The 24,212-nt window shown below is 53.3% G+C and carries 25 protein-coding genes; 20 read left to right on the plus strand and 5 right to left on the minus strand.

Annotated elements, in window-relative coordinates; genetic code table 11:
- Positions 1-274: 274 nt before the first annotated feature.
- From OCV80_RS03430 to OCV80_RS03450, 5 genes are all read right to left on the minus strand, one after another.
- Positions 275-1,537, minus strand: coding sequence for an amidohydrolase (locus OCV80_RS03430; RefSeq protein ID WP_025544210.1), 1,263 nt, complete (start codon positions 1,535-1,537; stop codon positions 275-277).
- A 21-nt stretch (positions 1,538-1,558) separates the two neighbouring features.
- On the minus strand, positions 1,559-2,965 hold the full coding sequence (locus OCV80_RS03435) for a YfcC family protein (protein WP_119311463.1): 1,407 nt from the start codon (positions 2,963-2,965) through the stop codon (positions 1,559-1,561).
- A 30-nt stretch (positions 2,966-2,995) separates the two neighbouring features.
- Positions 2,996-3,919 carry a hydroxyacid dehydrogenase gene (locus OCV80_RS03440; RefSeq protein ID WP_025544209.1) on the minus strand — a complete coding sequence of 308 codons (924 nt, stop codon included), beginning with the start codon at positions 3,917-3,919 and terminating at the stop codon, positions 2,996-2,998.
- 9 nt (positions 3,920-3,928) lie between these two features.
- Complete coding sequence (locus OCV80_RS03445) at positions 3,929-4,606, minus strand: RraA family protein (RefSeq protein ID WP_025544208.1); 678 nt, start codon at positions 4,604-4,606, stop codon at positions 3,929-3,931.
- Positions 4,607-4,773: 167 nt separating this feature from the next.
- Positions 4,774-6,672, minus strand: a complete 1,899-nt coding sequence (locus OCV80_RS03450; RefSeq protein ID WP_025544207.1) for a sigma-54-dependent Fis family transcriptional regulator — start codon at positions 6,670-6,672, stop codon at positions 4,774-4,776.
- 1,281 nt (positions 6,673-7,953) lie between these two features.
- On the opposite strand from OCV80_RS03450, the gene OCV80_RS03455 reads away from it, so the two are divergent.
- From OCV80_RS03455 to OCV80_RS03550, 20 genes are read left to right on the plus strand one after another with little or no spacing between them, the layout of a single operon-like run.
- Positions 7,954-9,069: a hypothetical protein gene (locus tag OCV80_RS03455; RefSeq protein WP_119311462.1), complete on the plus strand. Its 1,116-nt coding sequence runs from the start codon at positions 7,954-7,956 to the stop codon at positions 9,067-9,069.
- A 13-nt stretch (positions 9,070-9,082) separates the two neighbouring features.
- On the plus strand, positions 9,083-10,465 hold the full coding sequence (locus OCV80_RS03460; RefSeq protein ID WP_119311461.1) for a DUF6138 family protein: 1,383 nt from the start codon (positions 9,083-9,085) through the stop codon (positions 10,463-10,465).
- A 10-nt stretch (positions 10,466-10,475) separates the two neighbouring features.
- On the plus strand, positions 10,476-11,318 hold the full coding sequence (locus OCV80_RS03465; RefSeq protein ID WP_025543907.1) for a DUF2262 domain-containing protein: 843 nt from the start codon (positions 10,476-10,478) through the stop codon (positions 11,316-11,318).
- A 21-nt stretch (positions 11,319-11,339) separates the two neighbouring features.
- The gene (locus tag OCV80_RS03470; protein ID WP_119311460.1) at positions 11,340-11,849 is read left to right on the plus strand and encodes a hypothetical protein; all 510 of its coding nucleotides are present in this window, start codon (positions 11,340-11,342) and stop codon (positions 11,847-11,849) included.
- Positions 11,846-12,079, plus strand: a complete 234-nt coding sequence (locus OCV80_RS03475) for an Imm17 family immunity protein (RefSeq protein ID WP_021747696.1) — start codon at positions 11,846-11,848, stop codon at positions 12,077-12,079. Before OCV80_RS03470 ends, OCV80_RS03475 begins: the two co-directional genes overlap by 4 nt.
- 13 nt (positions 12,080-12,092) lie before the next feature.
- Positions 12,093-12,635: a hypothetical protein gene (locus OCV80_RS03480; protein ID WP_119311459.1), complete on the plus strand. Its 543-nt coding sequence runs from the start codon at positions 12,093-12,095 to the stop codon at positions 12,633-12,635.
- Positions 12,632-13,027, plus strand: coding sequence for a hypothetical protein (locus OCV80_RS03485; protein WP_119311458.1), 396 nt, complete (start codon positions 12,632-12,634; stop codon positions 13,025-13,027). The genes OCV80_RS03480 and OCV80_RS03485 overlap by 4 nt, the downstream gene beginning before the upstream one ends.
- The gene (locus OCV80_RS03490) at positions 13,018-13,605 is read left to right on the plus strand and encodes a hypothetical protein (RefSeq protein WP_119311457.1); all 588 of its coding nucleotides are present in this window, start codon (positions 13,018-13,020) and stop codon (positions 13,603-13,605) included. The genes OCV80_RS03485 and OCV80_RS03490 overlap by 10 nt, the downstream gene beginning before the upstream one ends.
- Before the next feature lie 16 nt (positions 13,606-13,621).
- Entirely contained in the window at positions 13,622-14,701 is a 1,080-nt protein-coding gene (locus tag OCV80_RS03495; RefSeq protein ID WP_119311456.1) for an ankyrin repeat domain-containing protein, read from the plus strand.
- Positions 14,702-14,705: 4 nt separating this feature from the next.
- Positions 14,706-15,326 (plus strand): hypothetical protein, encoded by a 621-nt coding sequence (locus OCV80_RS03500; RefSeq protein WP_136890799.1) that lies wholly within the window; start codon positions 14,706-14,708, stop codon positions 15,324-15,326.
- Positions 15,327-15,339: 13 nt separating this feature from the next.
- Positions 15,340-15,930: a hypothetical protein gene (locus OCV80_RS03505; RefSeq protein WP_119311454.1), complete on the plus strand. Its 591-nt coding sequence runs from the start codon at positions 15,340-15,342 to the stop codon at positions 15,928-15,930.
- Positions 15,931-15,944: 14 nt separating this feature from the next.
- Positions 15,945-16,784: a DUF2262 domain-containing protein gene (locus OCV80_RS03510; RefSeq protein ID WP_119311453.1), complete on the plus strand. Its 840-nt coding sequence runs from the start codon at positions 15,945-15,947 to the stop codon at positions 16,782-16,784.
- A gap of 10 nt (positions 16,785-16,794) precedes the next feature.
- Positions 16,795-17,157, plus strand: a complete 363-nt coding sequence (locus OCV80_RS03515) for a hypothetical protein (RefSeq protein WP_025543914.1) — start codon at positions 16,795-16,797, stop codon at positions 17,155-17,157.
- A gap of 12 nt (positions 17,158-17,169) precedes the next feature.
- Positions 17,170-17,673, plus strand: a complete 504-nt coding sequence (locus OCV80_RS03520; RefSeq protein WP_025543915.1) for a DUF2004 domain-containing protein — start codon at positions 17,170-17,172, stop codon at positions 17,671-17,673.
- Between the two features lie 14 nt (positions 17,674-17,687).
- Positions 17,688-18,098, plus strand: coding sequence for a hypothetical protein (locus OCV80_RS03525; protein ID WP_025543916.1), 411 nt, complete (start codon positions 17,688-17,690; stop codon positions 18,096-18,098).
- Between the two features lie 55 nt (positions 18,099-18,153).
- A complete protein-coding gene (locus OCV80_RS03530) occupies positions 18,154-18,750 on the plus strand; it encodes a hypothetical protein (RefSeq protein WP_136890798.1) in 597 nt (198 codons plus the stop codon).
- A gap of 22 nt (positions 18,751-18,772) precedes the next feature.
- A complete protein-coding gene (locus OCV80_RS03535) occupies positions 18,773-19,408 on the plus strand; it encodes a hypothetical protein (protein WP_136890797.1) in 636 nt (211 codons plus the stop codon).
- A 26-nt stretch (positions 19,409-19,434) separates the two neighbouring features.
- A complete protein-coding gene (locus OCV80_RS03540; protein WP_136890796.1) occupies positions 19,435-19,989 on the plus strand; it encodes an SUKH-3 domain-containing protein in 555 nt (184 codons plus the stop codon).
- A gap of 25 nt (positions 19,990-20,014) precedes the next feature.
- The gene (locus tag OCV80_RS16525) at positions 20,015-23,233 is read left to right on the plus strand and encodes a DUF4241 domain-containing protein (RefSeq protein WP_394802906.1); all 3,219 of its coding nucleotides are present in this window, start codon (positions 20,015-20,017) and stop codon (positions 23,231-23,233) included.
- A gap of 14 nt (positions 23,234-23,247) precedes the next feature.
- Positions 23,248-24,207, plus strand: coding sequence for an NTF2 fold immunity protein (locus OCV80_RS03550; RefSeq protein ID WP_119311451.1), 960 nt, complete (start codon positions 23,248-23,250; stop codon positions 24,205-24,207).
- Positions 24,208-24,212: the final 5 nt, after the last annotated feature.

Below are 24,212 nucleotides of genomic sequence, written 5' to 3' on the forward strand. Positions count from 1 at the left end.
TGTTTTTTTAACCGGATGGTAATATGAAGACCTGCTTGAACAGTCGGGTATCCCCATAAACAAGAAAATCTTCGCAGAAAATGTCTCCATAAAACATTGTTTTCAAGGGCTTCCCCTTGTTAATGGAGTACCCAATTCTTCCGAGAGGTCATTTCGACCTGCCCATCTGTGCACAGGGCAAGGTTAAAAATATAACCGCTACTGTAAAACAGTTCATCATAGGTGCCAGAATAGATATCAATGTTTTTCTGGTGACTCCTTAAAATCCATTTACCTATTCGCCTAACAGATCCCAAATATCTCCATCATAAGGCTTGAAATCCTGTATTTTCTTTGAGCTTTCCAAGAAGGCCAGGGCATATCCGATGTGTGCCGCGACACCGGTTTTGAACTGCGATTCATCTACATCGAATTTGGCCGTATGATGACCGGATCCAGTACCCAATGTGGGATCTTTAATACCCAAATTCAAATACATACCCGGCCAAAAGCTCATTACATAGGAAAGTGTCTCTGATCCAAACTTCAATGGCCCCTGCACTACACGATCTTCTCCAAAAATCTCCGTCAATGTCTGCTTTGCAATTTCATAACAATCAGATTGATTGATAAGAGGGACTGCAATACACTCAAACTGATTATATACTGCTTCGCATTCAAAAGCATCGGCAATATTATCAATAATTCGCCGCATTGCCTTGCTGAAAGGACGGTATGCTCTTTCCAAATCAAAGTAACGAACTGTACCGGCAAAATTTAAAGTTCGTCCAATAATATTGGGCCGCTGGGACTCCGTTGACACCCTGCAAATCGAAAAGGTAATTGCATCATTTGGATCTACCGCGCGCATACGAATTTTATCCAATGCTGTTTGAATCGTCTGAAAGCAATCCACAGGATTATTGGCCCAATCCGGCCTTGAACCATGTCCGTCCTTACCCACCAATGTGATGTCAAACATCAGTCCCCCAGCCATCAACGGTCCACTTCGAATCGCAAATTTTCCTGCGGGAATATCACTGTTTAGGTGCATGCCCCAAACTCCATCAATGTCCCAATGGTTCTTTTGCAGATAATCAATGAGATACCGGAGATTGCCGCCCCCTTCTTCACCGCGTTCAAACATGAGCACAATTCGCCCAGGAAAATCCCGACGGGCTGCAAGAATCTTCCCCACAGTGACCAGCATGGCTGCATGGCAGTCATGGCCGCACACATGGGACACGCCGGGGATCTTGCTGACACATTCTTTCTTGCGCAAAAGATTGCACGGATCCTCCTGAACAGGAAGTGCATCCACGTCCGCCCGCAAAAGCACGGTTTTGCCAGGAGCATCTCCCTCGATTACCGCTAAAACACCACCATCTTGCACTTCGATGGGAGAGAGTCCCACAGCACGTAACTCAGTACAAATACGAGCAATTGTTTGAGTTTCCTGCCCGGACAATTCAGGGGATTCATGGAAATCCCTGCGCAGAGCGATGCAAAAATCTTCCCATTTTTTTGCAGCATTCAGAATTTCTTCTTTTGTCATCATAGATCGTGATCTCCTTTTCATTTAGAAAGGCCCATAGTTCATTAACTGTGCAATAAAAAGAAGCGCCATGGCCAAGGCATTCCAAAGCAGGAATAGCTTCCAGAAGTATTTAAACCATTTTCCGTAGGAGATGCTGGTAGCACCAATAAATCCCATCAGCGGAGCAGAATGCGGAAGGATCCAGTTGGAAAAGCCATCGCCGAAATTGAAGGCCAGCACAGCGGTTTGACGAGTCAGCCCCACCAAATCCGCAACAGGGATGAACACCGGCATAACTGCGGCAGCCTGCCCGCTTCCAGAAATAATGAAAACATTGACAACCGTATTGGCAATCAGCATAGCCGGCCCCCGCAGCAACGTGGGAAGCCCGTTCAAAATCGCAGCGCAGCCGTAAATAACGGTGTCCAGAACCAGCGCCTCATCCAGAATCATGCTAATACTGCGGGAAAGCCCCAGTACCAGAGCTGCGGCCAGCATCCCCTTGGCTCCTCGCACAAAGACCCGGACTGTCTCATTGGGATTGAACTTACCAACAATCGCAAGAATCACGCTCATGCACAGATAGATCTGCATATGAACTCGATTGCCCCAGTTCAGGCGAAGGCTGCCATAGATGATCAGGCACAAGCCTAAAATAAAAATCACCAGAATAGCGATCTGTTGAGCCGAAAGATCGGTGTCATAGTGCTTTTCTACTTCTTGATTCTTCTGCACCTGCTCAAGATCGTAAACATAGCTCTTTGAGGGATCCAACCGAACTTTTTTAGCATACCGAGCAATAAAGAGGGCTGTAACAATCCACAAAACAAGCATGCAGATTATCCGGTAAGACAGGCCGGAATACAGCGGCAGTTCTGCAATTCCCTGGGCAACGCCTGTGGTAAAGGGAGTGATCGGTCCAGCAGCAGCACCCACAGCACCTCCTAGCAGCACCAGAGAGACGCCCACAAGCGCATCATAGCCCATGGCCCGGGCGATCATGACAAAAATGGGCGCAAATCCGATGAAAGACACTACACCGCCAGCAGGAGCTGCGATCACGGCAAACACCAGCGTAAAGACCAGTATAAACGCCATGTCCCGCACTTTCCATTTGGCCATTCTGGCTATGATCGCCTGAAGCACTCCGGTGTGCATTACGATTTCATAGCAGCCACCGATCGTCAGCAGGAAGAAAATCATTTCCGCTTGTGCAATCGTACCCTCTACAATAAAGTGTGGAATACGCAGGAGACTGATTTTTTCGCTTTCAATATAATGGAAAGAGTTTGGATCAACGATCTGCCGTCCGCTGGCATCTAAAATACGGTCGTATTGACCCGAAGGAATAAACCAAGTCACGATGACACACAGTATGATGACTCCAAGGACGATCAACATGCCGTCCGGAAAAGCAGGCTTTCGACGAATGGAATTTTTGGGTTGCATAGTGAATCTCCTTTCTTTTATCTCATCCGTTTACGGAACAGGAAATCGTGGAGAAACACCGTTCAGAACGGCGAAAAGATCTTCCACTACCGTAATCCCCATACGATAAAGCGCCTCCTCCGTATTGGCTCCTATATGCGGAGTGGGCAGAAAATTGGGTAAAGACATCAGCGGCATATCCACACCGGGAGGCTCGACGGCAAAAACATCACTTGCTGCCGCAGCCAGCTCATTACGGGACAGCGCTTCATAGAGCGCCACCTCATCTACAATCCCGCCACGTGCCGTATTGACCAGAATTGCAGTGGGGCGACAGACGCCCAGTTCCGCGGAGCCGATCATACCACGGGTGCTGTCATTGAGGGGCACGCTGATGTTGATCAAATCTCCCGCCCTCAGCGCTTCTTTCAAACAATCTGCTTTCTCAATGTCGAGCGTAGCCATTTTTTCCCGGGAAACATATGGGTCATATCCCACAAGGTGGCAGTGAAAACCGACTCCTAGAATCTGTGCAACCTGCTGTGCAATGTGTCCAAGGCCGATCAGGGCCACTGTCTTTCCGCTCAACTCAGTGCCCGTCAGCTCAGGGGGCGCGATCCTGGTGCACTCTCCGGAACGTATCAATTTTTGAGCGGAAACCAGCTTTCGGGCCAACGCAAGGAAAAGAGATACCGCCAGTTCAGCCACCGAGTTGACATTCGCCAAAGGAGTATAGACAACAGCAATCCCTCTCTCCTTCGCAGATGCAATGTCAATATTGTCGTACCCGATCCCGTGCTTTCCGATCACGCGCAGCTGCTTCGCTCGATTTAAAAAATCAGGTCCAATTTTTGTTGTCCGCACCAATGCCGCGCTGACAGCCGGGACATCCTCCCATTCGGAGACAACTTCAGCCCGTGACCGCAGCAGTTCCATTGCTGCCGGATGTATGGGTTCGTTGACAAAAATTTTCATTTGGATACCTCATAAATATTCACATTTCAATTCTGCCAGCTTCTCGTCCACCCAGGGGCGGATATATGTACTATGCTGCTTCATCTCACTGAGAGTGCGGGACTCGTTGGCCATGAGCTTTTCGACCTGCTCCAAAATCTCCTCCGCATCCTCCGGACGTATTACAACAATTCCGTCGCCGTCTCCTGCAAGAATATCACCAGGACGAATAACCTGTCCACCTACAACAACTGCTCCACCGATTTCACCTGGCCCGTTCTTGTAGGGGCCATTGGGCGTAACTCCCCTTGCATATATGGGGAAATTCATCGCCCGAATGGCGTCTGCGTCCCGGATACAGCCGTCCACCACAATGCCGGAAGCACCCCGTATTTTACAGTAACTTACCATCAGCTCCCCCAATATAGAGCGTTCTTCGCAGCCGAAAGCATCAATCACAAAAACGTCTCCTGGCTGAGCCATATCCATGGCCTTATGGAACATCAGATTGTCCCCCGCCGGGACTCTTACAGTAAATGCCTGCCCTAACAGCCGGCGCGGGCCATAGGGCCTGATGGCGGAGGAGAGCGCTGCTGTACGTCCCATGCAGTCGTCAAGATTCGCAACCGGGATATTGCGAAACCGTTCCACCAGACCGGGATCTGTACGTGCGGGATGCGTGTGGATTCTGCAACCAACGGATACCATGAAAATTCCCCCTTTTCTTCAAAGCAATTCACAATCGCTTTAAACAAGTATAAAGCAATTTACATGCCATATCCATATAAGAAAATCCAGCCGATTTCTACCGAAAAAAGGCAAAAATCGGCTGGAACAGTTGCATCATGCAATGGGGACTGTGCATTATGCAATCATCAAAGAGGAATTTCTGTATCAAAATCCCGTAGTTTCCGCCACAAAGTTGAGGGGTGAATACCCAGCAGCTGCGCAGCAGCTGTACGGCTGCCTCCCGTCTGATCCAATGCCTTTCGAATCAGATTGGATTCCGCTTCCTCCAGGGTAGGGAAATGGCCCTCCCTAGAAACAGGCAGCTCTTTTGTGGCCTCATTCTGCGCAAGGGCGCGGGCGTTCTCCCCCGTAATAAGCGGCGGATCAGACAAAATCATCAGGCGTTCAATAAAGTTGGACAGCTGACGAATATTCCCCGGCCATTCTAGGCTTTGGAGAACTTCCAGCGCCTCAGGAGCAAATCCCGTAACGTGTGTATTCAGGGCCTTGTTCTTGTTCTGTAAAAGGGACTGTGCCAGTAGCGGAATATCCTCTCTGCGCCAGGACAAAGGCGGAACCTTTAATTCCAGTACGCTCAGCCGGTAATAGAGGTCTGCCCGGAATGCCCCCTGCTGCACAAGAGTCCTCAGATCCCGATTGCTGGCAGCAAGGATCCGAATATCAACGGGTATCACTTTGTCATCACCGATCCGGACTACCTGACGTTCTTGGATCACCCGAAGCAGACGCGCCTGCATGTTGGGTGGGATCTCACTGATTTCATCCAAGAAAATAGTACCTCCATTTGCTGCTTCAAATAAACCGGTTTTCCCGTTGCTGCGGGCGCCTGTAAATGCACCTTTTACATAGCCGAACAGCTCACTTTCCAGCAACTGTTCCGGTAAGGCAGCACAGTTAATCGCCAGAAAAGGTTCGTTGCGGCGAGGACTCGCATTGTGGATCCCCTGGGCAAACAACTCTTTCCCGGTGCCCGTCTCTCCCAGGATCAAAACCGTGCTGTTGTACTGAGAAAAGCGGCGCGCCATTTGCCGGGCCTGAGAAATAGCCTCCGATTTGCCAATAATATTGGAAAGGCGCCATGTGGCAACATGGCCGTTCAACTCATGAATGCGTTTGGCAGAGCGTTCCAGCATCCGAATATCCGCCATGTCGTGAATGGAGAGTAATATGCCAACAGATTTTCCATCCAGTTGGATCGTGTTGCGCTGCAAAACGACCGGATGGGCCTCCGGATCAGCCAGACCACTTTCATTGGTAAGAGAATCTACAATATGACGATTCGCCAGCAGCTGGTCGGCATTCTGCCCGCAGGCTTCCTCATTTACAGTGCCAATAATGCGCTCTGCAGAGGCGTTGAGCTGTGAAATGATCCCGTCGCGGTCCGTAATAATAAGCCCTTCTTGCGTATAATTCATAACAGCGTGTATTAGCTGATCGTTTTCCGCGCGGTGTACTACAAAATCCAGCAAAGAACGCGCAGTCTGTATGGAAAACTCAACCATTTTTTCATCAACGTCAAACAAAATCCCGATTTTCCCGTTGATTCGCGCCTGCTTCACGCCAGGCGTGGACGAAATGACCACGTCAAAATCGCCTTGGTCAAGATATTCTTGAACCTGCTCTTCAAAGGGGCGGTCGAGAGACAGCACAGCCGCCTGAATAGAATGGGTTGGATTTTGAAACAACTCCAGACTGCGCTGGACAAAATAATTAACATAGGTACTGGCAACTATGAGAATCTTATCGGAAAAAGCAAGTCCCTCCTGAATGGCTCTGGCAAACTCCGTATTTGTAAAAAGCAGTTCCAGAACAGGCACAGAAAGATGCTTGCGCAAATACAGAGCCGTCAGTCCGGTGCTGACAATCACCCGGCTCCCCTGAGCGATCATCCGCTTCGCAATTTCCAAAGCTCCGGACATGGTTCCATAATATACCGGATAGTTAACATCACAACGCTGCATAACCCGTTGGACAGTTTCAATAATCCGGTCATTCGGAATAATATAAAGGACAGAAATATCCATCGCAAATGCACCTCTTTGAATAAAATATCAAGCTGTCTACCAAAAGGGAAGTTTGAATTTTACCATGGAAAGTTCAGTAATATATGGAATTGTTCATGCCATATTCCCGCATATAGATTCTGCATTTCGTATTCCCAAGAATAGATACGGTCTCCTTCTTTATCGTATTGAGGTTCAACATTATCAAAACATTTTCCTGTGTCTGCGGCAGCCTCGTCTAAAAGATATGCGATTAAGCCAACGATCTCTGTAGTGTCTTGCAGTTCTTTTCCGTAATGGCTCTGTTATTGCTTCTGGTACATATGGCGCATATTGTGAAGTATCGAGTAGTTTGCACTTAAGTAGTCTCTAAAATGGTTGAATCCCGTTTTATATTGTGCGCAAGATCAAATCTGTTTCCAATGACAAAAAGGTTGCGCATACTTTGCTCCTTTGAATTTCTCCATACATCTGTTATTAACTGATCCTTATTGCTATATAGCAAAGCAGATATCGGAAATTCTTAATTTTAACAGGTGTGGTGTATATTGCTTTTTATTATATCATCAACAATGGCCCTGCTGACAAGAACGCAAGAAAAAATTCTTTTTTAACCTGTAATTAACAAAAAAGAGCACCGCAATCGAATTGCTCTAATTCGATTGTGGTGTTCTCAATTTACCTGCTCAAAGATTTAAATTCGGCATTTTTCTATGCGGAAACACCCTGCTGCTCCGCATGGAAGTCTTCTGCTGCCCTATAAAGAAAGAGTGCCACAAACAGTTCCTCTATCCATTTTGAATCCTAATTCCTATGCTTTTGAAAATGGAGGGAAACACCGCCACAGCCTGAAAGCTTAGTTTGCAGGGCTGGGCATAGCCTTTGCAGAGCCTGTTGCAGTTGTCAGCCATCATCTATGTGTTTTCCTAACAGAGAGCGGTTTCTGGGATTTTATCGATGCAAGTTTTAGTTGATAATTTCCATGTAATTAGGTATGATGGAAAAGAACCATCCGACCTTGTGGTTTGAAGAGAAGCAACTAACCATATAAAAGTATCACAAGCAACTTACACTATACGCGTGGAATCATGCGTGATGTAGGCGGAAGTTTTTGGAGATGCACACGAATCAGTTAAAGATAACTTTGATTCTATATAAAAAATGGATTTTGCCTGTGGAGGAAACCACATCTGGGGGTAGATGTGGCTTCTTTCTTGCGGCCTTTTCACGCCCTGCGTCAGCCTGTCCAAGTGACAGGGTGTCGCGGGGCGTCTTTCTGTCTTTGGAAAGGAGTCAACGAATATGAGCCTGAAATACGCCTGCCCCGGCTGTGGGACCTCTTTGGGCTATGAGGGATTGTGCTGGAAATGTAAGTGCGAGCAGGATCGGCAAGCTGCTCTTGCCTGGACGCCGGAACAAATTGGCGAAAAGCAGAAAAATCTCATTCAGAACATCCAGAGGCTGGCGGAGATGGAGGACCCGGAGTTCACCGACTTCTGGCAGCTGCTGGGGGACCGGGATGCCATCGCCCCGGAGATCCAGCGGGCGGCACTGGCCGCAGAGGTGTTCTGGCCCTGTGAGATCTATTATCACGCTCCCGCCGATGTGCGGGATGGCCTGATTCATGCGCTGTTGTCCGCGGAATATTCCAGCGAGGCCTCCAACCTGATGAGTTGCCTTGCTATGCAGGGAGATGACAAGGCAATGGAGACGCTGCTGGAGCTGGAGCGAAATCCCCGGCCCTGGCGCAAGGGCCTCTATGTGGACCCATCCAGCTATGCGCAGATCGGAGGCTGGACCTTCAACAAGGAGGGCCAGAAAATCCAGCTCAACTTCGACACCTGCTATCCTATGGTCAAGGGAACCGCTGGCGAGAAATCTCCCGTCCGCATTGGCCGGGCGCGGGAGGACACCTGTCCCCACTGCGGCGGGCGTATGGTGGACATGCTGGTATTGGATGGCAGGGATGAGCGGCTCCGGTTCCTGGGGCTGGATGGTATCCTGACCGCCACCTGCTGCCCCAGCTGCGTGGGATTCCTGAAAGGCCCCGCCTTCAACCGCTTTTCTCTGGATGGCGGCGTGGAGGTCTTTCCCTCCGAACTCTTTGACGGGGCGGAGAAGATGGACTGCTATGTCAGTCCCGAGGACTACAAGGCCCTCACCGAAAATCCCTTTGTACTGGGCAAAGCGCCTGTGCCCCTGTTTTACGGCGCGGCCTGTGAGGATGTGAACACCATCGGCGGCTTTGCCAACTGGGTGCAGGACGCGGAATATACGACCTGCCCCCACTGTGGGAAGCCCATGAAGTACCTGGCCCAGATCCAGTGGGATACGGTGTTTGACTGTGCAGAGGGCGCGCTTTATGTGGAGTTCTGCCCGGACTGCCAGATCGTATCCATGCAGCACCAGCAGACCTGAGGGGAGAACCTATATGAGTTTGCCAAAGCGTGACGGCGTACATGGCCGTTATTATCTGATCCATAAGCCGGATACTGACCCTGAGGTGCTGGTGGAAGCGGATCTCTGCATTCAGGATGTGCTGAGCGGCGCCGCCCGTGAAAATCACGCCGCCTACCCGACCGTGGTGCGAAATCATAACGGAACGCCCTTTCTCCCCAATCAGCTGCTGGAGCGGCATCTTTCCCGGCTGCCGCTGAAGGAATTTCCCTGCGAGGATGCGGTTTCCATCTGCGACGCCATGCGGCGGCTGGTGGGCTGGGAAGAGATCCGCTATGAGTTGGAGAAGTACATAGAAAAGCAGGTGCAGGAACGCTGCTTCCTTGTGGGAGAGCGGGAAGATGGCTTTACCGTCTTTCCGCCCTGCGCAGTGCGGCCGGAATTGCGTCCGGAGGATGTGGACGAAGGATTGCTGCGCTTTGCCTGCTATGTGGCTGTCTGCCATACCGTGTATGGGCAGAGTTTTGAATCCCTCACCACCGAACACATTTTCGGCTTGGTTTCCCAAATCCGTCCCGACATGGTAAAGAAACTGAAAACCAACGGCAGCGGCAAATTGCCAAAGGACATCCAACAACGTAAGACGGTGCATTTCACCGCATCGGCCAATGACGCCTTTGCCACCATCCGCATCACCGCCAGGGACTCCACGGAGGAGTGCTATGCTGAAATCCTGGACTACCTGTGCGCGGTGCTGGAGCAGGAGGAATTCCCCCGCAGTTACTCGGTGGAGTGCAGAGGAAAGGAGAAAATCTATCTGCCCATTCCCGGCTTGCCCAAGAAGGGAGTCAATCAGCTCTTTGCCTGCGCTGTGCAACACCCCAATCTGCATCCGGCTATAGAGCGATACGCTCGTCTGGCTATGCGGGAGTATGAGTGGTACCAAAACCTCGCGGATGAAGCCTGCGCCATGCCCGGCTCTTTTGCTGTGTTCGCTCTGGGGCTGGAAGGAGAACAGTGGGCGCCGCTGGTGGCGGAGTATCTGGATCTCTGCGATGACGAGCACTCCTCCCTGCAAGAGAAATTCCTTCATGCCTTGATCCGGAAGTTTGGTTTCCAACCATGGACACTGGGCGTATTGGTACGGGGCGCATTGTCCATGCAGAATCTAAAGCCTGCAAAGGAGTTCCGCAGCCTGATTGCCAACGCGGAAAGCCTGGATGCGCTGCTGACAGTCAAGCGCCGCTTTTCCGCGTATCTCCTGCCGGAAGAGGACAAGGACCCGAAATTCCGGGCCATCGCTTGGCAGAGCCTGCTCTGGGCCATCTGGGGCCCGTCCTCTGAAAACGGCGGCAGCAAGGTCATCAAGACGGTGCCAAAGGAACTGAAAGAGAAATACCAGCAGGTATTTGCGTAAGGAGAACGTCATGAAAAAGAGAACGGTCAAGGACTTTATTGCCCTGTACGCCCAGGAAGATGGGGAAAAGCTGGTGCTGATCCAGAGCGGTACCAGCGCGGACAAAACCTTTCTGGATACTTTCTGGACGGCGCATACCCATGCCCTTGCCATGGCGGATGTCCAGACCGGACAGGTGATCTCCGGCCGATGCTACCTGAGCTGGCCGCTGACGGACAAGGAGCGGGAATCCGGCGGCTATTCCAAGCGGTTTGCCAAGGGCCGGATTTACCGGATCAAAGCCCGCGGCTGGAAAGGCGATGCCCTCAGCGAACCTCAGTGGTATGTCACGGAGATACTGGAGGAAGGCGTACCCTGTCCGGCACTGGAGGAGCTCTGGGCGGAATACACAAAGCCCATTCTTCTGGAGGACGAGGTGCTGGGAACCCTCACGCTGGATCGTGAAATGAGTATGTTCACCGGGACCTGCCGGTGGATGGGAAAAGAAGTCCAGATCTCGCTGGATGTGGAGATTGAAAAGAAAGCGTCCTGGACCCGCGCCACCAATGTGATGAAGAAACTGCTGGCAGATCAGGAAGTCTGGGATAAGTCCCTGCGGGCGATGGCTGCCCAGAAGCTCACCGCTCAGGCCAACGAATGGCTGGCGGACAATGACCAGACCGACCGGGACCCGGAGAAAGATCCCATCACCGGGGATGAGTTCGCCCGGCGCATCATTCTCACTGAGTTTTCGGTCTCCCCCGGCGGGCGTTTTACCGCTTGGTATGAGGACGATGATATGTTCTGGGGCCATGTGGTCACTGTGGATGGAACACTGAAAAAAGGCCCCATTGGTGCGGATATACAGGGGTGATACGGGAAAGGCGGTGAAGTCATGAATCAGGCGGAGACAGCAAAGCTGTCGGAGCTGCTTGAACAGTGGAATGATGCGGACGAGTTCTCCCGATGTATTGAGGCCATCGAAGCTATCCCGGAGCAGGAGCGGGGTTATTTTCTGACCGTCAAGCTGAGCCGGGCTTACAGCAATCTGGCGGTGCTGGGGGATCATAGAGCGCATGGGACCGACGGTGCAGTGGACGGGGCTCTCATCCGGCACGCCATTGACCTGTTGGAGTCCGTCTGCACCCAGGGGGAGAACGACCCCTACTGGAACGCCAGGATGGGCTATTCCTGTCTGATGGCATACCCCTCCGCCGCCACCGCCTATGAATACGCAAAACACTGGCTGGACCTGGCCCCGGAGGACCCGAATGCCCAAAAGCTGGTCCGGGACTGCGAGGAATATCTGGAGGAGGAAAAAGCCTTGGAGATAGATCAGAAAGAGCGGGAGGAGATTATCCGGCGGGAAACTCCCGATGATGGAAAGAGGGTTATATGTAAATGAACAGCGGGCAGATTACGGCTTTTTTACAGGAGCATTGGTATATTGCCTCGGTAATCATCGGTGCAGTGATTTTGATCGGAGCGATCCGCAACTGGAACTGGCTCTGCGACCCCACCGGTACGCGGGATGCCCACCGCCACGGCAGGGGATACCGGCGGGTGGTTTTCTTTTTGTTGGGTGTCCTCCTGATCGTGGTGAGTATCTGGGGATTTGTGCTGAAATTGAAATAGGAGGAGAACGGCTATGATGCCTGAAAAATATCCCACCTGGCTGGAAGGCCATGTGAAAGAGTGGACGGAGAAGCGTCTGCCCACCGTGACACTCTGTTCCTCCACCGGCAAGGAACTGCTGGAGGTTTGGTATTGCGGAGATCTGCTCACGGTGAAGGGAGAGCCCCAATCCTATATCGTAGATGGGGATGAGGTCCCCGGACTGGTGGCAGCCCGTGATCCGGAGAGCGGCGAGGAGTTCGTCATCTTTGACGGTGGGCGGCATGGCTACGACAATCTGTTCTGCGATGTACACGATCCATCCAAGCTGGAGCACCGTCCCCTCAAGCGGTATGGGATCCCTGCCTCCAAGCTGGTGGTGGAGCTGGGTTACAGCGTTGACTATGAGGACGAAAAAGAGGACTTCGAACCGGATGGGGCGGATACCGTGGAACTGATCAACGGTGAGCGGATGCCTTGGGAGCAGGTCAGGCGGGACGGCATTGATTATATCGCCCTTTACTATGTGAACGAGGAAGGGAAGCAAGTCCAGATTTTGGACGCAGAGCTGGCATGAGTATGGTGATTCAATCCTTTGACCATCTGCACGACAACAGGGTCCTGTGCTATTGCGCTGACTTTGAAGCCCATATCCTGCATGTGGATACCCGGACTGAGGCCGGAGAGAACGTATCCGTTCACTTCACCGGCCTGCTGGCCCACTGGTTTGAGAATGTGATCCGGGACAACATCCTCTTCGGCATGGATGAGATCACCGTGGACGGCTTTTTTGAACAGTACAAAGACCTGCTGGGCGGGGCCGTCTCTTACGGCTTTCCCGCCTGTTGCAGCATCGAGGAACTGCGGGAGCGCATGGATCGGGAGCACATCCGGGTATTTGTCATCGACGCTTCCCTTGGGCTGTGCGGATTTGTACTGGCACAGGAGGTGGAGCTGAAATGTCCATAACTGCCTATCAAGTGGAAGCCGTCGGCCATGACCGGACCGGCCGGGACTTCGGCTATGTGAATATCATGTACCGCTATGGTGATAAGAAATCCTGTCCCCGGCCGGATCAATGTGAAAAGCTGGAGGTCATGTGGGCGGACGAGAGCGTCTACGGGCCGCCCGCCCCCGGCAGCAAGGTGGGAGACTTTATCCAGACCTGGCTGGTGGGCTCCTGGAACTGCGGGGTGTTTACCCACCGGGAGATTGCCCAGCGGCTCATAGATACCTTCACTGGTCTGAAGCTCAAGGAACTGGCGTGGTTTGAGAACCCCAGAGAGAAGACGCTGAAAAACGGCAAACCACGTGTGCGCCGGGCCAAGTGGCTGCCGGAGCGAGAGGTCGATCTGGTGTATCTCTACTCCGACTACTATATTGACGCAAGAGAACCTGCTTCTGCCCAAACCCATTTCTTCACCGTCACAAGGATGGACGCCTGGGGCGTGAGCACCTGGTTCATGTGTACCCCGGAGGCCGCCGAAAAACTGATTGCTATGGATTATGACAATCTGGCCGTAAAGGAAACCACCATTGTAGGATAGAGAAAGTAGGTGCCCTATGTACGAAATTGCCTATCTTGGCCGCTGGGAGACTCTCCCGGAAACGGCTGCCGCCATCTGTGACCATGACACTCCCAAGCTGGAGGCGCTGCTTCAAGGTGGCCTGGATTTAGATGTTCCCATCCAGCTCAGCGAATACATCAAGCTGATGCCATTGGAGATCGCGGTTTTTCGGAATGATGTGCCTATGATCCACTTCCTGCTGGAGCATGGGGCTGATTCCAGTCTGGCAGAGGAACAGCCCCTACTGCTCACCGCCGCCCGCTGTTGTGGGCCGGAGGTGGTGAAACTCTTTGTGGGACAGACCGCGCAGCTTACCCCCAAGCAGAAAGAGCGGGCCTTCCAGGAAGTGCGCTGGGGCAAGCGCCCGGAGAATATCCCGGTGCTGGAGCAAGCCGGGATCACAGTGGACAAGTTTGGCGGCGAGGCATTCCGGGCCGCTGTGTCCGAGGGCAATACCAAACTTGCCCGGCTGCTTCTGGAAAAAGGGGCAGACATCAATTACCACAAGCCGGACATGGTGTTTCCGAACGCCTCCACCGCTGTCACCGAAGCTGTCCGACACAAAAATCTTCCCATGGTGCGCTGGCTCATTGAGCAAGGAGCCGACATCACCATTGCTGACAAATACGGCGACCGGCCTTACACCGTGGCGGTGCAGAACAAGAATCAGGAGCTGGCCGACTACCTGAAAGCCCTGGAACCGGAGGAATGGCACAACGAGCAGGAAAAGCTCCGGCAGCTCATGCCCTATAAGCTGCCTGCCCGGCTGGTGGAATACTTGAAGACCGGCCCCCTGCGGCTGGAGTTCCCGGAGCAGAAATGGGTGAAGTGGGCAGAGCTCTACTCTTTCATGGATGTGCAGGAGATGACCTGGAAGCGGAAGAAGCTGCTCTCCCTGATGGCGGCCATGGACAATTACAGCGACTATCTGCTGCTGTGGAGCCCCAGGGACAAAAAGCTGTGGTATCTGGATATCGAGCATGAGGAATTCCACCCTCTGGCCAAATGGGATGACTTCATCGCAGATCCCGGCCGGTATCTGAACGGGATGATTGAGGGCGAGTTTGAGGAGTAAAGCCATGACATCAATAGACTTTCTGAACAAGGTACATAAAAGCCTGGTCTCGCAGGAATATAGCCTCTCTTATTCTCCAGCCAAGTCCAAGAATTATATGCTGTACTGCAATGGCAACTTCATCGGTGGCCTGTTCGATGAGGAGCTGTGCTTCGTCTACGCCGACAGTGTGAGTGAACTGCTGGGACAGCCGGAACCCGTCTACCGTGGCTACTCCAGCACCGCCCAGCACAGGATGCTGGTGATTCCGGAGGAGCACTGGGCAAAGGCACTGAAACTGCTCTATGCCGAGAAATTTGACTGGAGCCGGTTGGTGTACGACATCACATATACCAGCATTGGCGCGGCTGTGGTGGAGGACTTCTACGACGAGAATGCAGTATTCCTGCGCTTCTGCTTTGAAAAGGAACTGCTGAAAAAGAACCCTCTGGATCGACAGGGCCGTATCCTGCGGATGGTCTATCTCAATCAGGATCTGACAGAGGCGGGCAAATATCTATTCCCCAGACTGATGCAGAAGTTTCTCGTTTTTACAGATCGTAAAGGGAAAACCGGTCTGCAAACCATGCTGAAACGGTGGTACACCGCGCTGGAGAAGGAGTACCGCAGCCAGACAACAGAGTAAGGAGGGCGGCAACATGACAGAGGAAAACAGGACCTACATCACCCATCTCAAGGTCACGGATGTCCCGTGGCACCGGCTCACCACCGCCTATGGCCGGGGGACGGATTTTCCCGCGCATCTGGCGGTGCTGGAGCAGATGCGTGATTTGGCGTCCGTCAAAGAGTCTCTCTATGAGCTCACCACCAACATGGAGCACCAGGGGACCCTTTGGCACGCCACGCCTTTCGGCATGGTGTTCCTGAGCCGGATTCTGGGCAAAGCACTCAAAGAGAGCGGCCGGAATCCTGTGGCCCATTTCCTGGCCGGGGAACTGCTGGACTTCTTTGCCGGCATCCTCCAGTGCTTTCGCGATGGGGATGAGATGGAGCACGCCGAGCCGCTGCCGCAGTTCTCCGATCTGCTCCGGGAAGAATATCTGTGGTCGGAAGAATACGACGGGGAAGCGGATGAGATGCGCTACGAGGAGGACGAGGTTTTCCCCGCAGACGAATTTTACAGCTTCTATTATGACTCCTGGCAGTCGGTGGAAGCCTACCGGGATATATTGGAGCAAGTCCCGGCAGAGTTTGCCAAGCCCGCCGCCGCGGTGCTGGAACTGCTGTAAAGGAGGTCACGCCGATGTTTGAAGAATTCTATGAGATGTACGAGCCCGAGGAGCAGGAAGTGGTCGCTCTGATTAATCGCTGCATTGGGGGCGGATATAACAACAGGGGCAACTTTTGGGAAATGACTGTTGTGACGCTGGGCATGGTGTTCTGTGACACCGGCAAGGTCAGCACCAAAGAGGAGCGGCTGGATTGGCCGGTCACCGACGAGGAGCGTAACAGCGAAAAGGGCTGGGGACGCTTTGGCAAGGAGCAGATCTGCCGCCTGAAGATCCGCCGAATGAAGGAAGAATGGGCAAAGGATCTGGTGGCGTGGCCCTGGTGTATCGCCCAGGTGGTCAAGGCCCACGAGGACTGCCCGGAGCTTCAGGCCGTTCTGGACGAGTACCACAGGCCGGTGGTGCTCCAGGATGAGACGCTGGGGGAGCTGACGCTGGACAAGGACTATAACACCTTTGAGGGTGAGATCCAGTGGTGCGGAACGGATGTGTACCTGTCTCTGGAGGTCAATGCGGAGAGCAAGCCCTCCTGGACCCGTGCCCGCAGTGCCGCCAAGAAGCTGCTGGCCGACTGCGAGACCTGGGACAAGGCCATGCGGGAGCTTGCGGCAAAGAACCTGACCGGGCTGGCCAACGACTGGCTCTCCCAGGATGAGGAAAACCCCCGTGACCCGGGAACAGACCCCATCACAGAGGAAGAACTTGCCCGGCGGATCAGCATGACGAGCCTGTCCGTCACCTCCGGCGGCAGCTTCACCGTCTGGTTTGACTGCGACGAGATGTTCACCGACCATGCGGTGACGGTCTACGGCTCCTTGAAAAAGGGCCTCAAAGCTGCCAACATTGAGGGGTAAGGAGGCGCCTATGAAACTGTATGAGTATTGGCTTGGGTTGTATCCCCTTGATTGGGAATTTTGCTTTATGCCAGTCCAAACCTATAAAAACTTCATCACAGAGCAGTATCATAAAAACCCCGCTTTTTACAACATATCAGCGGGTTCTATTGAGAAGGTATTGGCACACATTGACGCCATTTTATCTGCGGCCATGGAGGACTGGAATAAAACCACGAACCATGCTGCCCTGCGTTGCCCCCCAATGATCTTTCCTCTCCCAAAGGGACAGGAGAGCAATGTGGCGGAATTTGCTGTCATTCTCAAGATGGATCATGATGGAGATACAGTAGTCTATTCGCCAATTCTATTACCCCATCTGGAAAACCAATGAGGAGGCATCCCTGTGAAGCTGAACTGTAAACGCATTGATTTTACATATACACCCGGCGAGGAGATATTCAACTTTCCCGAGGAATCGGGGCTGCCCTTTCTCTTCGATGTGGAGGGAGAACTGACCGCTGATTCTGCTGCCATGGATGCGGTAGGAGAAATGCTGGATGAGGCGGAGAGATTGGCGGAAAAGGCCAAAGCTGCCATCAAAGCGGCGCTGGCGGACGAGGGCAGCCCCTACCACGATGCCGTGGTATTTTTCATGGAGTTCCACCGGGACGATGTAGGCCCGGATATTGCGGCGGAACTTTTTCCAGGAACCGACCCGGCCAAGCTGTCCTTTGCCGAGATGGCGGACTTTTTGCGGCTCAAGCGGTTCGGCAGCCTGGTGGATAGCGAGATGAATCAGCAAGTTTTCATTCTGGACCTGTCCTTCAACCCAGAGATCACCGACGAGCTGATGGTGGTCTACTTTGACTTGAACCAGGAGATTTTCTGTATCACCCACGAGAGCTGAGGAGAGAGTTACCTATGGAAAAAGCGACTGCTGTTAACACTTGCTTAGGTGTTTTGATGGGACGGGACTGTATCTATCTGGACCAGGTGAAACAGGATGCTCTGAACAATCTGACCTTTACGGGGGACATCAATGGCCATCTGATCTCCCAGCACAGGGACGAAAAAGACTGGTTTCCCTACACACTCACCTTCCGGCGGGTGCTGGCCTATTTTGCCTGCGAATTGGACACCTATGAAAATCTGGCTGGGATGGGGCATCTGGATGGCAGTTCTTTCGATTTGATTGAGGATAGCACTTGGCTGAAGTCTCTGCCGGTGCGGGAGGACTTTGATAAAGACATCTATCGGCACTACCGGCTGTTTACATACGATGATGTTTACAACATCATTGCGGTTTCTTATGAGTTTGCAGCAGAGTTGTAAATGCCTGAAACATGGAAGACCATTGGAAGGATCTATCAAGGAAGAAGGTATGGTGATGAAACAGAATAAGCATCAGTTGGAGCATCTGCCCATACTTCTGGTTCAGCAGCTCCGCCTGCAATGGTATAAAGACTGCCGGGGCGGAAATGCGGCCGCACAGCGGAACCAGTATCCCAGAGCCATGCGGCTGCCGAAAGACTTCTTCTCGTATTATTCCTTTGGCCTGCCTACACACTTTGTATCGATCTTACAGAGGCCCAATGGATTTCAGATCGATAAGGACTGTCGCAGGCTGATCGAATGGAAGCCGAATGGCTCAATGCGAATTCATCCTTTTGAACTGATTCAGAAGGAGTCCGGACTCCATGTGCGTTACCGCAATGATTGGCACATCGGTGCAATGCCGGAGCGATATACCTACGATGAGACCGGGCAAAAACAGCCCATCAATGAGCTGGCATTGGATTTGGCTCCCGGTGAGTATGGGAGAGCTGTCTGCAATGGGCGGTTCCGGGACTGGGATACAGGAATCTGGTATTATGTGCTGGACATTTTGAATGTGATGCCGCTTACGGAACCCACCGACTCATTGACCAGTTTTACGGACAGAGAGCCTAATAAGATATATACCCGGATCGCCCGGCTGTGGTGACGAAAGACAGGAGGATAGCCACATGATTTCCACAAAAGATTTATCCGGCCTGCCCAATGCGGAGCGTCTGAAAAACTTCTGCAAAGGACTGGCGGCTCTGGACATCATCATGCTGGAGGAGGAATGGAGCTTCATCCGCCACTATACCTACAACCCCGCATGGCGAAAGGGCAAAGAGGCGTTTTTTGCCACTGATGGCAGTGACCGGAGCATGATCGTCATGTTTGCGCCGGAAGGCTGTGTAATCAACGGTGTGGATTCCGAACTCTATGACTGGGAGGAAAAACTTCCCCGTGTCGAAGACCTGACAGATGGGATGCCCTCTGCTTTGCAAAAACTCATGGGCAGCCGAGAGGTCAAAAAGATGAAGAGCACCTTCTGCGTCTGGACGGAGGATGGCTCCACCTGGCACTGCAACCCCATAGACGGCGAGGACGCATCCAAAGATCTGCTCTCCACGATTGATGGCAATCCACAGACCTATGTGGAGTACGGAAAGTGGTTTTATCACGCCGACCTGCCTTTGGAAGCTGTGCGCCAGCTTGCTGACGGGGTGCCGGTGACAAAAGAACTGGCCGCTGCGTTGAACCCTACGCGCAGCGAGAGGGAGGAAATCAAGGCGGGCTTGGATAAGATCGGATATCCAAAGGATCTTTGATTGGCAGCAGACAGGAGATGATTCGAATGATTAAAGAACGCATCCCCATCTCCGGCGACCTCAAAAGCAAGGTCAAGCAGCTGATGGAGTACGCCGGATGGCAGGAAGGGCGAAAAGTGGACATCTCCATTGCGGAGCAGTATTACGCCGACCACGGCGTCCCGATGATGAAGACAACCCAGCGGTTTTACCGTAAATATTTCGGCCTGTGCTGTGAGTGGTACCTGGAGCAGAGAAAACTGAACTGGGCGGCTGATTTTCAATTCGCTTTGTTTCCTTACTTGGTCAACGGAATCAAAAACCATTTGGAAGAAGCCTATTTTCGGGATATGTCCGGCTGTGAACTGGCAGAGATCGAACAGGCGGCCGGTGAAAAATGTCAGCCCATCGGTCATATCGGCTACTACTACCCGGCAGAGGTTTGGATTTCCGAGTGCGGGAAACTGTATGCGAAATATGAATATCAGGATGAGATTGAGTGCTTTCCGGATGTGTTTGCCCTGATTGAGCGGGAACTGCGGCAGTGCAAATTGGATTCCGCTGCCATGAAACCTGTGGAGGCACTGGATGGAAAACTTTGAATCGCTCGAAATAGGAGACTCTATTATGTCAGACTGGGCACAAATTATATCCGATGCGCTGGACATTCTGAAATTTGACGGAGCCGTACAGGACACGCTGGCGGAGCTTCGGCGGAAATGGAGCGGGCAGATCCCGGCGCTGCTGGAGGAACGCTTTGATACGCTCGGCATTCAGTATATGAAATTACCCCACGAAATGGGCGTGGCTGCGCTGGGACAGGAGCTGTCCACTTTCGGCTGGGCGCTGTATGACCTGGACGAGGAGGACGAGTATCTGTTTGTCCTAATTCCAGCGGAAGAACGCAGCGGATGGGAACGCTACTGCAAAAAGCAGGGGCAATATTGTCACCTGATGAAACAGCAAGGACGAAAATGGGGCGACCATGCCAAGGAGCAGGACCCTGGGAAGCTGATGCCTTGCGAGGAATACATACTCCAAGATGAGTACGATTATTTCTTCAACTCTCTGGCAGGAGACTTTGCAGCGGGAGAATGGAAAAGCAGCCATTCGGAGGAATGGAAATACGGCTGTGTGGCAGATCTGCGCTGCCGCCCGCCAAAAGTGACCCGCTCCAAGAGCCTGTACCAGTTCGGGCACCTCGCCTATTCGGATCAAGCCGGAGTGTATGCCGCCTCCGGAGCCTCTGCAAGCGGGCAGATCGGAAAGGTGTTGCTTGGCAAAAACCCCAGTACACTTAATTTTTTTGAGCCTTCTCCCATCGGATACGAGGGGGCGCCCCATTCTCTCCGGTGGGTGGGAAACTCCCTCTGGGTGGGCGATCCCACCAATGCCACACGGATTGAACTCACCGACCGGGGCACCTGTCAGGATGTGAAAAACTGGCCCCTGCCGGAAGATGGATGGAGCACCAAATACCATTGTGGCATCGTGACAGACGGGCTGGGCCGGGTCTACTTTTCCAACGAGTGGTACAAGGGACAGATCTACCGCTGGGAAAACGGCAAGGTAACAAAACACACCTTCTCTCTGGATGGATACGACCATCTCTCCGAGGCCGTTCCCGTTCCCGGCACCAACTGTATCTATATGATACACTCTGTCAGTGGCAAGTGGCGGATGGAAGAATGCCTGCTGGAACTGGACATGGACACCGGGCGGTGTCGCATCGCCCCTCTGCCCGGCCTGGGCGAGGAGCTGAAACTTCGCTGGTTTACCGGGGACTGGTTGCTGGTGCAGGGAAACGGCGAAATCCTCTCCGATGACTTTGCCCAGCTCATCAACATGAACACCCGTGAAGTGCTGCGTATCCGTCCGGGAATGTTCGGCGGGGAGAAAATGCAGCACATTGGAATACTCACCGATGGCACAGTGGTCATCGTCACCCGGCGGGATAGGGTCGGGCCGGTGTTTCGTTATCCCATCGACTTCTGGGGTTTTCTTCGGACGGCAAACAAGCCCAAAAAGCTAGAACCTTGGCGAGAGTACAAAGAAGTGTACCCGAATCTGCCCATCTTTCTTGCGGGCGAAGAACCAGAGCCGCCGAAGGATGGCGCAAACAGCATTTCCGATACCGAAAGCCTCCTGCTTCGCCCTCAGTTTGACCGACTCTCCCCGGAGGAAAAGCGGCCCATAATGGAGCGGCTGGCAGCACAGTATCGCCTGGATTTTGTGCGGATGGAGCACTTTGGCCGCTGGGGACAGCACTGCACCACCGGAATCTTCAAAAAAGATGGCCGGGAGTTCGTCTTTGTCCCCGGCGATACCGTCATACTGGGCTGGGAACAGTTTGCCGCAGGACTGAATCAGGAAAGCCGCGAGGAATTGGAGTACCTGTTCCGGGAATGGGAAATGGAGCGAGACCCGACAGAACTCATTGGAGAGAGCATGGCCCCTGTCCGGCGGGCGGCCATCGGCCCCATGCTGGTGGGCCGGGAGCTGGAGGAGATCAACTGGGAGCCGGTCAAGCTGGATGACCCACGGCTGCGCCCGGAATGGTTGGAAGATTTTCGCCAATTCGCTTTGACTGACAGGAACAGTCTTACTCTGGTAGGCCGTGCCCGTTTCGAGCGGGATGGCGACAGCTGGCAGGCAAGCCTCTATCACGAGGTAGACTATCCGGACTTTCAAAACCGGCTGCAAAAACAGGGTTTCTCCCTGCCCACGGCGGACGAGTGGGCCTACCTGTGTGGCGGCGGATGTCGGACCCTGTTTCCATGGGGAGATGGGTTAGACTACTCCATGCGTCTGCACTGGTTTGAGGACATGGATGAGGATGAGAACCGGCCCTATGACATGGAGGAACCCAACTTCTTCGGCCTGTCCATCGCCTACGATCCCTATATGCGGGAAGTGGTACAGGCTGACAGGCTCACCACCTGCGGCGGCGACGGCGGGTGCAATATCTGCGGCGGGCTGGGACCGTTCCTTGGTTTCCTGCCCTGCTCGCCCCACTGCAAGCCGGAAGTGCAGGAGGATAATGCACTGAACGGCAACTATGACTTTTACCGGCCCATCGTCCGGATACCGCTGGAAAAGAAAGGAGAAATCGAAATGCCTGCAACACAATGGCTGAACAAATATGAATCCATCAAAGACAAACTGGCCTGCAAAACAGACCTGGACGCTCATTTCACAGAGAAAGTGATTGGGAATAGGGAAGTGGATGTGCTGGACATCGGCGCCGTCCATTTTCCCAGCGGAACGATCTTTGCCTGCGATCCGCTGGTGGAGCTGGAGGATACACCGCCCTTTATACAGACGATCCCTGCCGGAACTTATCCCGTGAAGATCTGCGTGGTGCCCAGTGAAAAATACGGCGACCGCTACGCCTGCGTCAAGGTGGAGGTCAGCCGGGAAAAGCCTGTCCGCTATGAGTTGGGGATGACGGGCAAAGAGGATCTGGACGAGGAACTGGATGAGGACGGTTATTTTGGCTTTGGCGTAGACGCCGGGATGGGCTGTGTTGCGGACATCCAGACCCAGGCGGCCTTCAAAACATACTGGGCCAAGCGGCTGGAGGAAGACCCGGACATTGATCCGTACAACGACCTGTTCTGTGACTTGCTGGAGGAAAACGCCAAAGCCTGTCCCAAATATCAGTTGAGCCACGGCGACTGGCTCAACTGGACGGTGCCGGACACGGACTGCAATCTGCCTATCTTCGCTTCCGGCTGGGGTGACGGCTACTATCCCGTCTACTTCGGCTATGACGCAAAGGGAGAAGTCTGCGCCGTGTACGTGCGCTTCATCGACATTGAAGCCAGCTACCAGGAACAGGCGTAAGGGGGTAAGCAGCTATGGAATGGCCGAAACGGGCGCGGACAGCGGACTGGGAAAACGGTGTCCTGACCCTGGATGGAGAGAAGAAGTTTGAGATCCCGGAGCTGACCTTGGCCCTCATGGAACGGCTGGCTGGTTACACCCTGGTAGGCTTCCATGTGAAAGGCTATCCGGTGACGGATGAACTGCTTGCCCCCTTCGCCGAACACAAAAGCATGGTCAACTTCGGCGTGGAAGACGGCGCACTCACTGACGCCTGTTTCCCCGTTTTTTTCGCTATGCCCAAGCTGCGCTATCTGCTGTTGGACGGCAACGCCGCCATCCACGGCAGCGGTCTGTCCGCCCTGCAAAGCTGCAAGCTGGACCTTCTCACCCTCAACCGCACCGGGTTGGACGACGCCGGTTTGCTCCAGGCGGCCTCCATTCCCAAGCTCTCCCACATCCAGATCGACCATACCGCCGTTACATACGAGGGTCTGCTGGCCATCGCCGGCAACAACCGCATCGAGCCGGTGGCCCATGTGCAGTTCACCAAGGAGCAGATGGAATACTTCTCTCAAATCCAGCGGGAAAAGGGCAAAAAGCCCGTCCAGCTGGACGAACAGGCGGCGGTGGAATGCCGCAGGGTGTTGTCTGCCTTCTTTGCTGAAATGACAGAATGGGAGCAGTACATGGAACAGGCCGGGTTTGAAGATGCTGAGGCTGTGCCCCGCCTGCTGGTGATCTGGGAGAAGTATGTGAGCGAAAAGCCCCGTATGGGCTTCCGACCCCTGGGCCTCTCGTACAGCGCCCAGGGCACCTACAAGGGAGAGCAGTTCCTGGACGCGGAGCAGATCACCCGAAACAAGCTCTACATCTACACCAGAGAGAAAAACACCGGCTTTGTCCGCCGCTTCCTCATGAAGCGTGTGGGCGAGGGCTGGAGGATCGACGGGGTGCAGGAGCGACTGGACGGCTGGCAGAGAATAGGACTATAAGCTAT

The organism is Oscillibacter acetigenes (assembly GCF_025567605.1).
In the GTDB taxonomy this organism is placed as follows: Bacteria; Bacillota; Clostridia; order Oscillospirales; family Oscillospiraceae; genus Oscillibacter; species Oscillibacter welbionis.

Excerpts from the sequence above, each read along its gene's own strand:
- OCV80_RS03455 (WP_119311462.1), top strand. The coding sequence starts at position 7,954 with ATGAGCCTGAAATACGCCTGCCCCGGCTGTGGGACCTCTTTGGGCTAT.
- OCV80_RS03485 (WP_119311458.1), top strand. The coding sequence starts at position 12,632 with ATGAGTATGGTGATTCAATCCTTTGACCATCTGCACGACAACAGGGTC.
- OCV80_RS03500 (WP_136890799.1), top strand. The coding sequence starts at position 14,706 with ATGACATCAATAGACTTTCTGAACAAGGTACATAAAAGCCTGGTCTCG.
- OCV80_RS16525 (WP_394802906.1), top strand. The coding sequence starts at position 20,015 with ATGTCAGACTGGGCACAAATTATATCCGATGCGCTGGACATTCTGAAA.
- OCV80_RS03460 (WP_119311461.1), top strand. The coding sequence starts at position 9,083 with ATGAGTTTGCCAAAGCGTGACGGCGTACATGGCCGTTATTATCTGATC.
- OCV80_RS03435 (WP_119311463.1), bottom strand. The coding sequence starts at position 2,965 with ATGCAACCCAAAAATTCCATTCGTCGAAAGCCTGCTTTTCCGGACGGC.
- OCV80_RS03465 (WP_025543907.1), top strand. The coding sequence starts at position 10,476 with ATGAAAAAGAGAACGGTCAAGGACTTTATTGCCCTGTACGCCCAGGAA.
- OCV80_RS03540 (WP_136890796.1), top strand. The coding sequence starts at position 19,435 with ATGATTAAAGAACGCATCCCCATCTCCGGCGACCTCAAAAGCAAGGTC.
- OCV80_RS03450 (WP_025544207.1), bottom strand. The coding sequence starts at position 6,672 with ATGGATATTTCTGTCCTTTATATTATTCCGAATGACCGGATTATTGAA.
- OCV80_RS03530 (WP_136890798.1), top strand. The coding sequence starts at position 18,154 with ATGAAACAGAATAAGCATCAGTTGGAGCATCTGCCCATACTTCTGGTT.
- OCV80_RS03490 (WP_119311457.1), top strand. The coding sequence starts at position 13,018 with ATGTCCATAACTGCCTATCAAGTGGAAGCCGTCGGCCATGACCGGACC.
- OCV80_RS03470 (WP_119311460.1), top strand. The coding sequence starts at position 11,340 with ATGAATCAGGCGGAGACAGCAAAGCTGTCGGAGCTGCTTGAACAGTGG.
- OCV80_RS03505 (WP_119311454.1), top strand. The coding sequence starts at position 15,340 with ATGACAGAGGAAAACAGGACCTACATCACCCATCTCAAGGTCACGGAT.
- OCV80_RS03445 (WP_025544208.1), bottom strand. The coding sequence starts at position 4,606 with ATGGTATCCGTTGGTTGCAGAATCCACACGCATCCCGCACGTACAGAT.
- OCV80_RS03510 (WP_119311453.1), top strand. The coding sequence starts at position 15,945 with ATGTTTGAAGAATTCTATGAGATGTACGAGCCCGAGGAGCAGGAAGTG.
- OCV80_RS03480 (WP_119311459.1), top strand. The coding sequence starts at position 12,093 with ATGATGCCTGAAAAATATCCCACCTGGCTGGAAGGCCATGTGAAAGAG.
- OCV80_RS03515 (WP_025543914.1), top strand. The coding sequence starts at position 16,795 with ATGAAACTGTATGAGTATTGGCTTGGGTTGTATCCCCTTGATTGGGAA.
- OCV80_RS03535 (WP_136890797.1), top strand. The coding sequence starts at position 18,773 with ATGATTTCCACAAAAGATTTATCCGGCCTGCCCAATGCGGAGCGTCTG.
- OCV80_RS03495 (WP_119311456.1), top strand. The coding sequence starts at position 13,622 with ATGTACGAAATTGCCTATCTTGGCCGCTGGGAGACTCTCCCGGAAACG.
- OCV80_RS03440 (WP_025544209.1), bottom strand. The coding sequence starts at position 3,919 with ATGAAAATTTTTGTCAACGAACCCATACATCCGGCAGCAATGGAACTG.
- OCV80_RS03525 (WP_025543916.1), top strand. The coding sequence starts at position 17,688 with ATGGAAAAAGCGACTGCTGTTAACACTTGCTTAGGTGTTTTGATGGGA.
- OCV80_RS03550 (WP_119311451.1), top strand. The coding sequence starts at position 23,248 with ATGGAATGGCCGAAACGGGCGCGGACAGCGGACTGGGAAAACGGTGTC.
- OCV80_RS03475 (WP_021747696.1), top strand. The coding sequence starts at position 11,846 with ATGAACAGCGGGCAGATTACGGCTTTTTTACAGGAGCATTGGTATATT.
- OCV80_RS03430 (WP_025544210.1), bottom strand. The coding sequence starts at position 1,537 with ATGATGACAAAAGAAGAAATTCTGAATGCTGCAAAAAAATGGGAAGAT.